At 68.7% G+C, this 15,247-nt stretch carries 12 protein-coding genes; 2 read left to right on the plus strand and 10 right to left on the minus strand.

The features are described from left to right. Positions 1-54: 54 nt before the first annotated feature. The 10 genes from ABIE45_RS02485 to ABIE45_RS02530 form a co-directional block, all read right to left on the minus strand. On the minus strand, positions 55-1,302 hold the full coding sequence (locus ABIE45_RS02485) for an acyltransferase family protein (protein WP_373622101.1): 1,248 nt from the start codon (positions 1,300-1,302) through the stop codon (positions 55-57). A gap of 154 nt (positions 1,303-1,456) precedes the next feature. Continuing rightward, positions 1,457-2,794: a hypothetical protein gene (locus tag ABIE45_RS02490; RefSeq protein WP_192710745.1), complete on the minus strand. Its 1,338-nt coding sequence runs from the start codon at positions 2,792-2,794 to the stop codon at positions 1,457-1,459. Between the two features lie 348 nt (positions 2,795-3,142). Beyond that, positions 3,143-4,123 (minus strand): ABC transporter ATP-binding protein, encoded by a 981-nt coding sequence (locus ABIE45_RS02495; RefSeq protein ID WP_192710744.1) that lies wholly within the window; start codon positions 4,121-4,123, stop codon positions 3,143-3,145. Further along, positions 4,120-5,100 carry an ABC transporter ATP-binding protein gene (locus tag ABIE45_RS02500; protein WP_192710743.1) on the minus strand — a complete coding sequence of 327 codons (981 nt, stop codon included), beginning with the start codon at positions 5,098-5,100 and terminating at the stop codon, positions 4,120-4,122. Before ABIE45_RS02500 ends, ABIE45_RS02495 begins: the two co-directional genes overlap by 4 nt. Further along, positions 5,097-6,068: an ABC transporter permease gene (locus ABIE45_RS02505; RefSeq protein WP_192710742.1), complete on the minus strand. Its 972-nt coding sequence runs from the start codon at positions 6,066-6,068 to the stop codon at positions 5,097-5,099. The genes ABIE45_RS02500 and ABIE45_RS02505 overlap by 4 nt, the downstream gene beginning before the upstream one ends. A gap of 181 nt (positions 6,069-6,249) precedes the next feature. Next, positions 6,250-7,230: an ABC transporter permease gene (locus tag ABIE45_RS02510; protein WP_192710741.1), complete on the minus strand. Its 981-nt coding sequence runs from the start codon at positions 7,228-7,230 to the stop codon at positions 6,250-6,252. 9 nt (positions 7,231-7,239) lie between these two features. After that, positions 7,240-8,856 (minus strand): ABC transporter substrate-binding protein, encoded by a 1,617-nt coding sequence (locus tag ABIE45_RS02515; RefSeq protein WP_192710790.1) that lies wholly within the window; start codon positions 8,854-8,856, stop codon positions 7,240-7,242. Between the two features lie 447 nt (positions 8,857-9,303). Then, positions 9,304-12,462, minus strand: coding sequence for a multidrug efflux RND transporter permease subunit (locus ABIE45_RS02520; RefSeq protein ID WP_192710740.1), 3,159 nt, complete (start codon positions 12,460-12,462; stop codon positions 9,304-9,306). Between the two features lie 18 nt (positions 12,463-12,480). Continuing rightward, entirely contained in the window at positions 12,481-13,695 is a 1,215-nt protein-coding gene (locus ABIE45_RS02525) for an efflux RND transporter periplasmic adaptor subunit (RefSeq protein WP_373622836.1), read from the minus strand. Positions 13,696-13,936: 241 nt separating this feature from the next. Beyond that, a complete protein-coding gene (locus tag ABIE45_RS02530) occupies positions 13,937-14,350 on the minus strand; it encodes a hypothetical protein (protein ID WP_192710789.1) in 414 nt (137 codons plus the stop codon). Positions 14,351-14,484: 134 nt separating this feature from the next. Here ABIE45_RS02530 and ABIE45_RS02535 point away from each other — a divergent pair, with 134 nt between their 5' ends. Next, entirely contained in the window at positions 14,485-14,730 is a 246-nt protein-coding gene (locus ABIE45_RS02535) for a DUF4926 domain-containing protein (protein WP_192710738.1), read from the plus strand. Beyond that, positions 14,727-14,861 carry a DUF6883 domain-containing protein gene (locus ABIE45_RS02540; protein WP_373622102.1) on the plus strand — a complete coding sequence of 45 codons (135 nt, stop codon included), beginning with the start codon at positions 14,727-14,729 and terminating at the stop codon, positions 14,859-14,861. Before ABIE45_RS02535 ends, ABIE45_RS02540 begins: the two co-directional genes overlap by 4 nt. Positions 14,862-15,247: the final 386 nt, after the last annotated feature.

Consider the following 15,247-nt stretch of genomic DNA (forward strand, 5'->3'; position numbering starts at 1 on the left):
CGCTCGAGATGAAGGCGAGGAACGCATCACCGAAGCGTTCGAACCGAAACCGTCTCAGGCCGCCTGGGCGACGGTGGCCGCCGGCCGCGGCTTGCGCACCAGGAAGCGGCGGAGCTTGAGCGCCGGCTTCTCGATGTAGTCCCACGAGATCGACGCGAAGGATGCGGTCAGGACCAGGACCACGGGGAAGATCACCGCGAAGCAGACCGCTTTGGGGACGTCGGCGAGGTGCGGAAGCAGGAGCGCGACGGTGGCCTGCGTGAGCGGGAAACCGTACAGGTAGATGCCGTAGGACAGGTCCTTCCGGACGATCCGGTCGAACCAGCGGAAGTTCTGCATGCCGATATAGACCATGCAGTACGTGAGAAGCATGCCGCTGACGACGCCGAGAACATCGGCCATCATCATGACGTAGTACAAGGTTCCGCAGACGAGGAAGATCCGAAAGCTCATCACGACGCGGCGCGCGTTCAGGAACAGGACGACGCCGAAGAAGAACATCAGCACGATGTACCACGTGGTGAAATGCGTGTTGTCGTGACGCACCGTGTAGGTCGCCGGATCGTAGAGACCGAGGCCGAGGGCGATCGCCGCGATCCCGATGACCGCCGCGGTGAGCCGGATCGGCGTCGCGAGCACGCCGCTGATCATCAGCCCGAGCATGATCAGGTAGCACCAGAACTCCGGCGGCAGCGTCCAGAGATTGGTATTGACGATGGACGGCCACGGATTGTCTTGGAAGACCCCCGGCAGCACGAACGAGACGTGGCCGACGATGTTGCCGAAATAGCTCAGGAACTGCGGGTCGGAGAAGTATTGCCGCAGCGGCAGCGTGGTGAAGAACGGCCCCAGCACCAGCGCGCAGAGCGTCACTTCGACCGTGAGCGCGGGCAGGATCCGCAAGCCGCGATTGGCCAGGAACGGGCCGACCTTGCCGGTGCGCAGCGCGCTCCCGGCGATCAGGAAGCCGCTCAGGGCGAAGAACATGCCCACGAGCGCGTACAGGAACGGCTGGAGAAACCCGCCGAGGAATTTCCCGTGGCCCATTGCCACGATCGCGGCGCCGGCCGCGGTCGCGCCGGTCTCGAGCGCCTCCTGTCCGGGCTTGGCCGCACCGATGACCGCGACGCGGCAATGGTGCGCGAGGATGAGCACCGAGAGCACGTGCCGCAGGAGGTGGAAGCCGGGACCGATCCCGCCATGCGCGTCCAGCTGCTGAGCCAGATCGGGTGCGCGCCGGCCGAGAGCCGGAACGGATCGCCGCACACGGTCCGTGATCAAGCCGAAAGGCGGCATGGGCATCAGCTCTTCGGTTCGAGACAATATCGATGCACTACATTGGCGATCGATAAAGCTATGATAAGGTAATCATTAGGTCGGGGATGGGCAATTTATAGATGGCATTAAGGTTTACGCCCGCCGGTCGATGATGGTGCAGTGTCACGCGCGATGCAGGTCAGGCCGCGAATTCCAGAACGGTGAGACGATCGGAGACTTCGATCCGCCCCACGCCGTCTTCCAGCGGGACGGACGCCGCCTGGCTGCCGCCTTCGTCATCGAAGCGGTGCACGGTGAGCGCATTCCGCCGGTCCCCGCACTCGACACGCAGGGAACGGCTCACCGGACCGCGCGTCGCCTGCGCGCCCCTGTCCCAACCGAAGACGCCCAGCCAGAGCGGCAGGAGGATCGTTCCGTCATCGCGCCGGAAGCATTGCCCCTGGACGTCCTCGTGGCTCCCGATTGTGGCGATCGGTCGGGGGGACGCCGGCCCCGGGGACGGGGCTGCGGCCGGTCCGCGCGAACCCGAGAACAGGGCGATGAGCGTCTTCACGGCCCGGTACGCCGCCGTCGGCCGGCCCTCGTGGGTCAGCAACCCGAAGGCGGATTCGGGATCGGCCGGACCGCGGCCGAAGCTGGAGCGAAGCTCGTAGATGTAGGTGCGCCGCATACCCGCCAGATAGGCGAACAGGAGCAGGCGCGGCATGTAGCGCGCCCGGATCGCCTCCGAGACCGGCAGATGCGCCGACGCCGTGGCCAGCGCCGTGTGATAGCCGGTCTCGGTGATGAGGCTCGCGACGCCGCCGCAGACCGGGACCATCGCCGCGCGAAAGCCGCCCAGACGCCCCGGCCCCCGCGTCTCGGGATGCTCCATGCCCGGATAGGGATGGAGGTTCGACAGATCCGCGAACCCCGCGAGGGGTTTGGCCAGGGCGATGTTGCCCTGGATGTAGCTCGGCGACGCGACGTCGATCCGTGATCCGGCCAGCTCGCGGCGCACCGTCTCGTGCAGGCCGCGCTGGTGCAGCCAGGACAGGGTCGGATTGAGCGTCGGATCCGCGAGGAGCGCGGGCTCGTTCCCGCCCTCGACGATGTCGATCGCCCCGTCACATTGCTCGTAGATCAGCGGCAGTGCGGAGGGGGGCGTGGTCACGTATTGATCGCTCGGATCATTGCAGACCGCCGAGAACCGGCACCCGAGGCGCGCCAGCTCGCGCATGCGCGTGTACAATGTGTCGGTCACGCCCGGCGCCGGACTGTAGACCCCTTGCCTGATCTGCTTGATCGAAAGATCTTCGATCGCCCTCAGGATCGAGCTCTCGTAATATCTGTCGTAGACGGTGCCCTTCTGCGCGAGATGCACATTGACACCGATCCGGCCGACGAAATCGGCGGCCCGCTCCGGCGGCGCATCGTACGTCCGGCGCTCATCCGCCCGCGTGGATGAACCGGCCATCGTCGCGGCAGCCGTCGCGGCGAGCCCCCGGATGATCAGCCTGCGGTTCAAGTCCATCATGCTGGTGACCGTCTCTCGGAGCCGCCGGTGCCGCCTATGACACGCTTCGCTCGCCAGAAACGCGCGTGCGGATTGTCGAAGGGCAGCAAGTCACAGGCCGGAAATTCAGTACTTTTGTGTTCCGAATTGGGGCCGGATGACACAAGATCGGTACAGAGCGGCACGCTTGCCTGGCGAGCAATGTATCGTAGATGCTGGCCCTAAAGCTCCGCGCGGGTCTAGCCAAATTCGGCCTTTGACGCGGCGCCTGCGCGGCGGAATCAAGGGGCGTTCACGCCTGTTCGAGCGGTCGCACCCGCGCCCTCGCGTCAGCAAGCGCGCGCACCGGAGCGGATCCGTGGCCGCCCGTCAGGCCCGCCCCTCCTGCACGGCATGGCAAGCGACGCCGTCGAGGAGCGCCGGCACCTCGGTGCGGCAGCGGTCGTTGGCGAGCGGGCAGCGCGGGTTGAAGGTGCAGCCGGGCGGCGGGTCGATCGGGTTCGGGATCTCGCCGGAAACCGGCACCCGGGCGCGGCCGACATGGGCGAGGTCGGGCACCGCGTCGAGGAGCATCCGCGTGTAGGGATGGCGCGGCGCGGCGAACAGGTCCTTGGCGGAGGCGACCTCCACGAGCCGGCCGAGATACATCACGCCCACCCGGGTTGCCATGTGGCGGACCACGGCGAGGTTGTGGGAGATGAACAGGTAGGTGAGCCCCAGCCGGTCCTGCAGGTCGCGCATCAGGTTGAGGATCTGCGCCTGCACCGAGACGTCGAGCGCCGAGGTCGGCTCGTCGCCCACCAGGAACTCCGCTTGGCTCGCCAGCGCCCGGGCGATCGCCACCCGCTGGCGCTGGCCGCCGGAGAATTCGTGGGGGTATTTTCGCGCGTCGTCCGGGTGGAGCCCGACGAGGCCGAGCAGCTCGCTGACCCGGGCGCGGATTGCGCCCTCGCCGTGGATCAGGTTGAAGGCCCGGATCGGCTCGGCGATGATCTTTCCGACCCGCCAGCGCGGGTTCATGGACGCGTAGGGGTCCTGGAAGATCATCTGGATGCGCGCCCGCAGGCGCCTGCGGGCGGCGGCCTGGCGCGGGTCGGTCATCGAGACGCCGGTGATCGTCACCTCGCCGGCGGAGGGCGGCAACAGGCCCACCACCATGCGGGCCACCGTCGACTTGCCGGAGCCGGATTCGCCGACGATCGCGAAGGTCTCGCCCTTCTCGATCGCGAAGCCAACCCGGTCGACCGCCGTGAGGAATTTGCGCGGCTCGCGCTCGATCACCCGGTTGAGCCAGGGCTTCGAGACGTCGAACCGGCGGCGCAGATCGGTGACTTCGACGTAGGCGCTCACGCTGCGCGCTCCGCTGCATCGTACAGGTGACAGGCCACCCGGCTCGCATCGACCGGGATCGGCTCGGGCCGCTCGACGCGGCACCGGGAAAAGACCTTCGGGCAGCGTGGGTTGAAGGCGCAGCCTTTGGGGATCGCAGTGAGCCGCGGCATCGAGCCGGGGATCTGGCTCAACCGGTCGGCCTCCTGCGACAGGGTCGGGATCGCCCCCATCAGGCCGACCGCGTAGGGGTGGTGGGGCTTGGCGATCACCGAGGCGACCGGGCCGATCTCGGCCACCCGCCCGGCATACATCACCGCCACCCGGTCGGCGGCCTCGGCGATCACGCCCATGTCGTGGGTCACCAGCATCACCGCGGTGCCGTGCTCGCGGCACAGGCGCTTCAGCAGGGTGATGATCTGGGCCTGGACCGAGACGTCGAGCGCGGTCGTCGGCTCGTCGGCGATGATCAGCTCGGGCTCGGCGGCGAGCGCGAGGGCGATCACCACCCGCTGGCGCATGCCGCCGGAGAATTCGTGCGGGTAGCCATCGATGCGGCGCTCGGGGGCCGGGATGCCGACCTCGGCCAGGAGGTCGATGGCGCGGGTGCGGGCCGCCTTCGCCGACAGGTCGGTGTGGGTACGCAGGGTCTCGACGATCTGGTCGCCCACCCGGAACAGCGGGTCGAGCGAGGTCAGCGGATCCTGGAAGATCATGCCGATGCGCTTGCCCCGCACCCGCCGCATCGCCTCGGGGGAGAGGTTGTCGATGCGCTCGCCGCGTAAGGAGATCTCGCCGCCGGCGATCCGGCCGGGTCGGTCGATCAGGCCGATCACCGCCGAGCCGGTCACCGACTTGCCCGCCCCGGACTCGCCGACGACGCCCAGGATCTCGCCGCGGCCGATGTCGAACGAGACCCGGTCGATGGCGGTGAGCGGCCCGCGCCGGGTGTCGAAGGCGACCGTGAGGTCGCGCACGGAGAGGATAGTCTCGGTCATTGCAGCTTCGGATTGAGCGCGTCGCGCAGCCAATCCCCCAGGAGGTTGATGGCGATGACGAGCCCGGCCAGCGCTAGCCCCGGGAAGGCGACGATCCACCACTCGCCGGAGAACAGGAAGCGATTGCCGGTGCGGATCAGCGTGCCGAGCGACGGCATGGTCTCGGGCAGGCCGGTGCCGAGGAACGACAGGGTCGCCTCGGTGATGATCGCGAGCGCCAAGTTGATCGTCGCGATCACGAAGACCGGGCCGGTGACGTTCGGCAGGACGTGGCGCACTAGGATCACCGGCGACGACAGACCGATCAGCCGGGCCGCCTGAACGTAATCCTTGCCCTTCTCAACCATCACGGAGGAGCGCACGGTGCGGGCGTACTGCACCCAGAAGGACAGGCCGATCGACACCACGATCAGCCCGATCAAGGGCCCGACATCGAGCGCGCTGCCAAAACTCGCCTTGGCGACGCCGTCCACCACCAGGGCGATCAGGATCGCCGGGAAGGTGAGTTGCACGTCGGCGACCCGCATGATCAGCGTGTCGACGGCCCCGCCCGCGTAGCCGGCGATCAGGCCGAGCGCGATGCCGAGGATCCCGGAGGTCACCACCCCGAGCACGCCGACGATCAGCGACAGGCGCAGCCCGTACAGCACCGCCGAGAGCACGTCCCGGCCCTGGTCGTCGGTGCCGAGATAGTAGGGGGCCTGTCCGTCCGCCTGCCAGATCGGCGGCAGGTTGGAGTTGATCAGGTCGAGCTGGGCCGGGTCGTAGGGGTTCTGCGGCGCGATCCACGGCGACGCGAAGGCCAGGCCGACCATCAGGACCGTGGCGATCAGCGCCGCCACCGCGGTTTTCGAGCGCAGAAAGTTCGCCAGCAGGTCGGAATCGCGCCAGCGCGCGAATCGCGAGGGCTTCGCCTCCGGCAGCGGGACCGGCGGGGCGTCGCCGACGTCGAGGTCGTATCCGCTCATCGGCCGCCCCTTACGCCATGTCCGGTTGAACGCTTCGGGGCGGCTGCCTCCGTCCTTGCAAGCGGAGCGAAGCAATCCAGGCGCGCCACGCCGACCGGACGCGCGCTGCCCTGGGTCGCTTCGCTGCGCTCGCGATGACGATGGAGGGACAGGCAAGCGGAGCGGTGCGTCATGTACAGTCTCACGCCGCCCGCCCGGTCGAGAGCCGCAGGCGCGGGTCGACCACCGTGTAGAGGATGTCGACCACGAGATTGATGGTCACGAAGATCAGCGCGACGAGCAGCAGGTACGCGGACATGATCGGGATATCGACGTTCTGCACGGCCTGGACGAAGAGCAGGCCCATGCCGGGCCACTGGAACACCGTCTCGGTGATGATCGAGAAGGCGATGACCGAGCCGAGCTGCAGCCCCGCGATGGTGATCACCGGCACCAGCGTGTTCTTGAGCGCGTGGCGCAGGTGGACGGCGCGGGTGGTCAGCCCCCGCGCCCGGGCGAAGCGGATGTAGTCGGTGCGCAGGACCTCCAGCATCTCGGCGCGGACCAGCCGCATGATCAGCGTCATCTGGAACAGGCCGAGCGTCACCGAGGGCAGGATCAGCGCCTTGAGCCCGGAGGTGGTCAGGAATCCGGTGGTCCACCAGCCGAGCCGCACGGTGTCGCCGCGCCCGTAGGAGGGCAGCCAGCCGAGCGTCACCGAGAACAGGTAGATCAGCAGGATGCCGATCAGGAAGGTCGGCAGGCTGATCCCGATCAGCGAGACCGCCTGGAACAGCCCGGCGAGCCAGGAGTCGCGGCGGAGCGCGCAGTACACGCCCATCAGGATCCCGACCACCAGGGCGAAGATTGTGGCGCAGAAGGCGAGCTCCAGCGTCGCCGGCATGCGCTCGGCCAAGAGCTGCGAGACCGGCTGCCGGAACTGGTACGAGATGCCGAACTGGCCGCGCACCACATTGCCGGCGTAGCGGACGAACTGGACCAGCACCGGGTCGTCCAAGCCCAGATCCGTCCGGATCTGGGCCCGCTCGGCCACGGTGGTGTCGGGCCCGACGATCTGGTTCACGGGATCGCCCGCGAACCGGAACATCGCGAAGGCGATGAGCCCGACGACCGCGAGGACCGCGGCCGCCTGGATCACCCGGCGCAGCAGGAAGGCGAGCACGCCCGGCTCCTACTGCGGATCCTTCGACACCCAGTAGAGCAGGAGCAGGTTGTCGGCGCGCTGGGTCAGGTGGACCTTCTTGGACACGCCCCAGGCCAGGGCCTGCTGGTGCAGCGGGATGTAGCCCCAGTCGGCGTTGAGGACGTCGAAGCCCTCCTTGATCAGGGCGTCGCGCTTGGTCTTGTCGGTCTCGCCCTCGACCTTGTCGGCGATCTCGTCGATCTTCGGATCGCAGTAGCCCGCGAGGTTCCAGCCACCGCGGCCCGACTTGTCGCCGGGCTTCCGGCAGCCGACGATCTCGTAGAGGATGTTGTGGCTGTCCAGCGAGGACGGAGTCCAGCCGAGCAGGTAGAACGAGGTGTCGTAGTTCGGCGCCAGCACCTTGGCGAAGTACTTGGCCTTCGGCTGGGCGTTGAGGTTCACCTTGACGTTGATGCGGGCCAGCATCGAGACCACCGCCTGGCAGATCGCCTCGTCGTTGACGTAGCGGTCGTTCGGGCAATCCATGGTGAGCGAGAACCCGTCCGGGTAACCCGCCTGGGCCATCAGTTCCTTGGCCTTCTTGAGGTCCGTGGCCGGGCGCTTGAACTCGGCACCGCGGTCGTAAAGGGCCGGGGCGATCATCAGCGCGGAGGGCACCGCCTGCCCGCGCATGACGCGCTTGGCGATCGTGTCCTCGTCGATGGCGAGGTAGAAGGCCTCGCGCACCTTGATGTCCTTGAACGGGTTCTTGCCCTTGACGCTCGAATCCTTCAGCTCGTCCCGGTCCTGGTCCATGCCGAGGAAGATCGTGCGCAGCTCGGGCCCGGCCATCACGGTGGCGGTGCCGCTGGCATTGACCCGCTGCTGGTCCTGCAGCGGCACGGGGTCGATCCAGTCGACCTCGCCGGAGAGCAGCGCGGCGACGCGGGTCGCCGGGTTGGCGATGGTGGTCAGCACCGCCTCGTCGAGGTTCGACTCGACCTTGCCCCAGTAGCCGTCGAACTTCTTGAACACGGTCTTCACGCCGGGCTGGTGCTCGGCGATCACGAACGGGCCGGTGCCGTTCTCGTGCAGGGTGGCGTAGCTCGGGCTGGAGGCGTTGGGCGGCGTCGGCTGGACGACGCCGTTCTTCTCGGACCACGCCTTCGACATGATCACCCAGGTCGGAAACTGGGCGATGGCGATCGGGTTCGGCTTCTTCAGCACCATGTCGACGGTGAAGTCGTCGACCTTCACGAACTCGGCGTCGGCCGGGACGTTCGTGGTGAAGTTCGAGCCCGTGGCCCGGACGCGCTGGGCGGAGAAGAGCACGTCGTCGGCGGTGAAGGGCGAGCCGTCGTGGAACTTGACGTTCTTGCGTAGGTGGAAGCGCCAGCGGGTCGGCTCGGGCGTCTCCCAGGATTCGGCCAGGGCGGGCGCGAATTTCAGGTTCTTGTCGAGGGTGACGAGGGGCTCGTAGGCCGCTTCCTGCATGCCTTCCGTAAAGCTCTCCTTGAGGGAGTACGGGTCGAGGGATTTCAGGTCACCCTGGAAGGCGAAGCGGAAGACGTTGGCGGCCTGCGCGGGCAGCGCGGCGAACGCGAACGTCGCGACCGCGACCGCGGACACGCCGCGGGCGAGAATCTTCAGGGCTGAACGGGACAAGCGGATCTCCGAGACCGTGAATGCGCCACCGGCCGGCAGCCCCGGCGGTGTCACCGCGGCGTCAGCAAGCATCGGACCATCCGTATACAAGACGATGGCCGAGCCTGTCGCGGCTGAGTGACATTAGTCGACTTTCAAAGTGCGTTTTCCCCGCCCGATCATGGCTAACGCATCGCGGGATTGACGCGGCGCCACACGCGCACCCCTCCCCCTCTGCGGGCTCCGACATTCCGACACCGCTAGCTGGGACGCGCTCTCCTCCCCTGGCGATCCCGGGCTTGCCCGGGATCGCCAGGGGAGGAGTTGGAGGCGGGGGTGGTTCAGAAGGCACCGTCACGCTCGATCCGGCACCACCCCCACCCCTGGCCCCTCCCCACAAGGGGGAGGGGAAAGTGCTTTACTTTTCAGGGTTCAGTCTGGGCCCACCGCGTAGCGGCGATCGCCGCCTCACTCCGCCGCCACCCGCGCCGGCTCGTGCCGCGTCCGCGCCTCCGCCGCCTCGCCCTCCGCCACCGCCTTGCGCCGGAACAGGCGCATGACGACGACGAAGAACACCGGCACGAAGAACACCGCCAGCACGGTGGCGGTGATCATGCCGCCCATCACGCCGGTGCCGATCGCCTGCTGGCTCTTCGAGGCGGCGCCGGTCGCGATGGCCAGCGGCACCACGCCGAAGATGAAGGCGAGCGAGGTCATCACGATCGGCCGGAACCGGAGCGTCGCCGCCTCGATCGCGGCCCGCACCACCGAGGTGCCGGGCTTCCAGAGGTCACGCGCGAACTCCACGATCAGGATCGCGTTCTTGGCCGAGAGGCCGATGATCGTGATCAGCCCGATCTTGAAGTAGACGTCGTTGGGCATGCCGCGCAGGTACACGGCCGCCACCGCGCCGATGACGCCGAGCGGGATCACCAGCATCACCGAGACCGGGATCGCCCAGCTCTCGTAGAGCGCGGCGAGGCACAGGAACACGATCAGCACCGACAGGGCCAGCAGCAGGCTCGCCTGGCTGCCCGCCTGCTTCTCCTGGTAGGACTGGCCGGTCCAGGCGTAGCCGAAGCCCTTGGGCAGCTGGAGCATCAGCCGCTCCATCTCGGCGATGGCGTCGCCCGACGTGTAGCCGGGGTTGGGCTCGCCGGTGAAGCGCACCGACTGATAGCCGTTGAAGCCGACGATCTGGCTCGGCCCCATGCTCCATTTCAGCTCCGCGAAGGACGACATCGGCACCATCGTGTTGGTGGCGTTCTTCACCGCGTAGTTGAGGATGTCCGACGCGTTCATGCGCTGGAGCTGCTCGGCCTGGACGTAGACCCGCTGCATCTTGCCCCGGTTGGGGAAGTCGTTCGGGTAGACCGAGCCGAGGTTGAGCTGGATCGTGGCGTTGATGTCCTCGAACTTCACGCCGAGGGCGGCCGCCTTCTCGCGGTCGATCACCAGCTCCGCCTGCGGGGTCGGCGGCAGGCCCTCGATCTTCACCTTCTGGAGGATCGGGCTCTGCGTCGCCAGCTTCAGGAGCTGCTCCTGGGCCGAGAGCAGGGCCGCGTAGCCGCGGTTGGCCCGGTCCTGCAGGCGGAACGAGAAGCCCGCCGCGTTGCCGAGGTTGTCGACCGGCGGCGGCTCCTGGGCGTCCACGGTGGCGTCGCGGTAGGTGCTGAGCGCCGCGTTGGTGGCGGCCACGAGCGCGGCGGCCGAGTTCTTGGCGTCACGCTCGGACCACGGCTTCAGGGTGACGAAGGCCTGGCTGGTGCTCGGGGCCTGGCCGGAGAACGAGAAGCCGTTCAGCATCGTCACGGTGGCGACGCCGGGCTGCGCCAGCAGGTGCTCCTCGACCTTGCGGACCGCCTCCTGGGTGCGGTTGTAGGAGGCGCCCGGGGGCGTCTGGACGTCGACCGTGAAGAAGCCCTGGTCCTCCACCGGCAGGAAGCCCTCCGGCAGGTTGACGAAGGCGTAAGCGGTCCCCGCCACCAACGCGAGGTAGACCAGCATCACCCGGCCGGACTTCCGGATGAACGCCGCGGTGCCGCGGCCGTAGCGGGCGGTCTCCCGGTCGACGAACCGGTTGAACATCCCGAACACGCCGCCCTTGGCGTGGCCGTGGCCCTTCTCGATCGGCTTCAGGAAGGTCGCGCAGAGCGCCGGCGTCAGCGACAGGGCGAGCAGCGCCGAGAAGCCGATGGAGGTCACCATGGCGATCGAGAACTGCCGGTAGATGATGCCCACCGAGCCGGGGAAGAACGCCATCGGGATGAACACCGCCACCAGCACCAGGGTGATGCCGATGATCGCGCCGGTGATCTGCCCCATGGCCTTCTTGGTGGCCTCCTTGGGGGGCAGCCCCTCCTCGTTCATGATCCGCTCGACGTTCTCCACCACCACGATGGCGTCGTCGACCAGGATGCCGATGGCCAGCACCATGCCGAACATGGTGAGCACGTTCACCGAGAAGCCCGAGATCCACATCACCGTGACGGTGCCCATGAGGGCGATCGGCACCACGATGGTGGGGATCAGGGTGTAGCGGATGTTCTGCAGGAACAGGAACATCACGAGGAAGACCAGCACCACCGCCTCGACGAGGGTGTGCAGCACCTTCTCGATCGAGGCCTCCACCGCCGGGGTGATGTCGTACGGGATGTCCCACTTCAGGTCCGGCGGGAAGAACTGGGACAGCTCCACCATCTTGGCGCGGATCGCCTTGGCAGTCTCCAGCGCGTTACCGTCGGGGGCGAGCGTCACCGAGATGCCGGCGGCGGGGCCGCCGTTGAGGCGCGTCGAGAACTGGTAGGCGTCGCCGCCGAGTTCGATCCGCGCGACGTCGCGCAGGCGCACGTTCGAGCCGTCGGAATTCGCCCGGAGCACGACCGCGCCGAAATCCTCGATCGTGCCGAGCTGGCCCTTCACGATGATCGGCACGGTGAGCGCCTGCCGGGTCGGGCTCGGCTGCGCGCCGACCGAGCCGGAGGCGACCTGGACGTTCTGGTTGCGGATCGCGTCGGTCACGTCCGAGGCGCTGAGCGACAGGCCGCGCAGCTTGTCGGGATCGACCCATACGCGGAGCGACCGCTCGGTCGAGTAGAGCGTCGCGCGGCCGACGCCGGGGATGCGCCGGATCTCGTTGATGACGTTGCGGATGAGGAAGTCGCCCAGCCCCACCTCGTCCATCGACCCGTCCTTGGAGACGAGGGTGATGATGTTGAGGGTGGCGGCCGAGGCCTCCTCCACCAGGATGCCCTGCTGGCGCACCTCGGCCGGCAGGCGCGCTTCCACGCGCTTCAGCCGGTTCTGCACCTCGACCGAGGCCAGCGACGGGTCGGTGCCGGGCTGGAAGGTGGCGGTGATGTTGACCGAACCGAACGAGTCGGTGGTCGACTCGAAGTTCATGATGTTGGCGGCGCCGTTCAGCTCATCCTCGATGAGCCGGGTCGTGCCGATGTAGAGGCTCTCCACCGACGCGCCGGGATAGGCCGTCGACAGGGCGATGGAGGGCGGGGCGATCACCGGATACTGCGCCACCGGCAGGTTCGGGATGGCGAGCGCGCCGCCGAGGCAGATGAACAGCGCCACCACCCAGGCGAAGACCGGGCGGTCGATGAAGAAGCGGGCCATGGTCGGGCTCTCCCCGGCTCAGTGGCGCGGCTGGACGGCGGCGGCGCGCCGCGCGGCCTCCGCCTTGTCGCCGGAACCGTGGTCGCCGGGCGCGTCGGGCGCCTCGTCGGCATCGTGCTTCGGGCCGGTCTCGCCGTGGACCGGGGTCTGGTCGAGGGGCTTCACCTTGGCGCCGACGGTAATCTTCTGGAAGCCGTCGACCACGACCCGCTCGCCGGCCTTCAGCCCCGAGCGGATCAGCCAGTTCTGCCCGACCACCGGTCCGACCTCGACAGGCTGGCGCATGACGGTCTCGTCGCCGCGCACCACCCAGACCTCGGCGCGGCCGTCGTCGGTGCGCTGGATCGCCTGCTGCGGCACCGCGATCGCGTCGGAATCGATGCCCTGCTTGATCCGCGCCCGCACGTACATGCCGGGGAACAGCTCGTCGTGCGGGTTGGGGAACTGCACGCGCAGGGTCACCTGCCCGGTGCTCGGGTCGGCGGTGACGTCCGAGAACAGCAGCCGGCCGGCCAGCGGGTAGAGCGAATTGTCGTCCATGATCAGGTGGACGTTGGCGGTGTTGTCCTCCAGCCGCGCCAGCTCGCCGCTGGCGAGGTCCCGGCGCAGGCGGTTCAATTCGCCCACCGACTGGGTGATGTCGACGTAGATCGGGTCGAGCTGCTGGATCGTGGCCAGCGCCCCCGTCGAGCCCGGCTCGATCAGGGTGCCCTCGGTGAGCAGCGCCCGGCCGATGCGGCCGGTGATCGGCGCGCGCACGTCGGTCCAGCCGAGGTTGAGCTGCGCCCGGTCGCGGGTCGCCTTGGCGCCGGCGACCTCGGCCTCCGCCTGCTTCTTGGCCGCGTAGGCGGCATCGTACTGGGCCTGGCTCGCCGTGGCGCGGGTGAGCAGCTGCTCGAGCCGGTCGGCCTGCTGGCGCGCCAGCACGAGGGCCGCCTCCTGGCGGGCGAGCGCGGCCTCGGCGCTGGCGAGCTCGACCTCGTAGGGCGCCGCGTCGATCTTGTAGAGGATGTCGCCTTCCTTGACCTGGCTGCCCTGCTCGAACAGGCGCTTCACCACCAGACCGGAGACCCGGGACCGGACCTCGGCGATGCGCATCGGTGCGACGCGGCCCGGCAGATCGCGCAGGTAGGGGATCGCCTGCGGCTCCACTTTGACGAAGCCGACCTCCGGCACGGGCGGCGGCGGCGGCGCGGCGGCCTGCTTCGGGTTGCAGCCGGCGAGGCCGACCATGAGAAGGGCCGCGGGCAGGAGGGCGGTCGCGCGGGCCGAGGCGCGGAACGCGGACGGAATTCTAGCGGACAGAGTGCGGGTCACGATTACCGACGCTCCTGAAAGCATGCGTCTGCTGAGGCTGGCGCGGAGCAGGAGCCCGCGCATCGTCGAGGCAGATCCCGGGACCGGTCGCGCGACCGGTCGGACGGAGATCAGGACAGGCGCGCGCTGGCGCCGGCCTCGCGGGCCGGGGCGCGCGTCAGGCCAGCCGTGGCGGCCGGTGCAGCGCGCCGTCCGGCGCGGAGGCCGGCACGGCGTCGGATCGGTGATCGAACGATGCGAAGACAGTATGACCGGGCCGCGGCGCCTCGACCGGCGGGCGCGGCAGCCCGAGTTCGGTGAGGATCTCGCAGTCGGCGGCACAGAGATCGGTGCGGCCGAAGGCCGACCGCTCGGCCTCGGGCTGCGCGTCCGGCGCGCCCGACAGCATCGCCAGGCGCGGGCTCGCGAGGGCGCAGGACGGCCCCATTGTCGGCGCGGCCACGCCCGGCGCAGGCGCGGTGACCATTGCGGCCGTCGCGAGGACGAGCAGCGCCAGCACGGCGAGGCCCCGGGCGAGGCGGTCCGGCAAGGCCACGACAAGACGGGCCAGAAGGGCGACGGATCGGATCACGGAGCCGAGATAAGCACGGCTGTCGCCCGGCGCAATCACCCACGGCGTCGCGCCGGTTCCGAAGCCGCTCCGAACGAGGCCTTGCGCGATAACGAGACCTTGCGCGCGATGAGGCGCCGCGCGAGAGTGCGCCCATGTCGGTTGAGACCCTGTACAGCCTGCGCCGTGCCGAGCCCGCAATCCGGGACCTCGACCGCGTCGTGCTGCTCGATCAGGCCGTGACCGATGATGGCGACGCGATGCCGGCTGGCACGGAAGGGACGGTGGTCTACGTGACGCAGGACGCACGGACCCTCATCGTCGAGTTCGCCGAGCCGGAAGGTGCTCTGGCGACCATCCCGGCCGCATCCGCCGCCCTGGCCGACCGCCACGCCGGGTGAATACGCGCCGGCCGATCCCCGAGAACCTCACCGTTCCCGGCGGCAAGATCGGCGGTTATCTCTTGAATCCGGCTCACCCGAGCGGCGGTTCGAAAGCCAAGTTCTTCCGCGACCTCGGCTTCAGCGCCTAAGACCCCGTCGGCTTCGCCGATGCCGTCTTCGAACATGTCGGTGATCCGGATACCGGTAAGGCGTTCGTCGACACCGGCGGTTTGACCAAAATGGTCTGCGAGGGTCCGCTTCGGACGCCGAGCGGCCGTTGGACCCGCATCCGCAGCGTGTGGGTCATCACGGGCGCGAACGACGCGCAGCTCGTCACAGCGGTGCCCGCCCGGGATCGTCCCCGGACGTCGCACAGGCCGTGAGATCCCACCGGATCGGCCCGGCCCTCTTCTCGGAAGGCTCTGAGCCAAGCCAAAGTCCCGTGCCGAGGAACGGGTGTTGCCGACACCACACAGCCACGCCTGGAAGTGCCCTCCCCGGCCGCTCGGCCTCAACCTTGCCGCGAAGTCCGGGC

Origin of the sequence: Methylobacterium sp. OAE515 (assembly GCF_041806315.1) — a bacterium.
GTDB classification, from domain to species: domain Bacteria; phylum Pseudomonadota; class Alphaproteobacteria; order Rhizobiales; family Beijerinckiaceae; genus Methylobacterium; species Methylobacterium tardum.

Excerpts from the sequence above, each read along its gene's own strand:
- ABIE45_RS02485 (WP_373622101.1), bottom strand. The coding sequence starts at position 1,302 with ATGCCCATGCCGCCTTTCGGCTTGATCACGGACCGTGTGCGGCGATCC.
- ABIE45_RS02490 (WP_192710745.1), bottom strand. The coding sequence starts at position 2,794 with ATGATGGACTTGAACCGCAGGCTGATCATCCGGGGGCTCGCCGCGACG.
- ABIE45_RS02500 (WP_192710743.1), bottom strand. The coding sequence starts at position 5,100 with ATGACCGAGACTATCCTCTCCGTGCGCGACCTCACGGTCGCCTTCGAC.
- ABIE45_RS02505 (WP_192710742.1), bottom strand. The coding sequence starts at position 6,068 with ATGAGCGGATACGACCTCGACGTCGGCGACGCCCCGCCGGTCCCGCTG.
- ABIE45_RS02520 (WP_192710740.1), bottom strand. The coding sequence starts at position 12,462 with ATGGCCCGCTTCTTCATCGACCGCCCGGTCTTCGCCTGGGTGGTGGCG.
- ABIE45_RS02525 (WP_373622836.1), bottom strand. The coding sequence starts at position 13,695 with ATGGTCGGCCTCGCCGGCTGCAACCCGAAGCAGGCCGCCGCGCCGCCG.
- ABIE45_RS02535 (WP_192710738.1), top strand. The coding sequence starts at position 14,485 with ATGTCGGTTGAGACCCTGTACAGCCTGCGCCGTGCCGAGCCCGCAATC.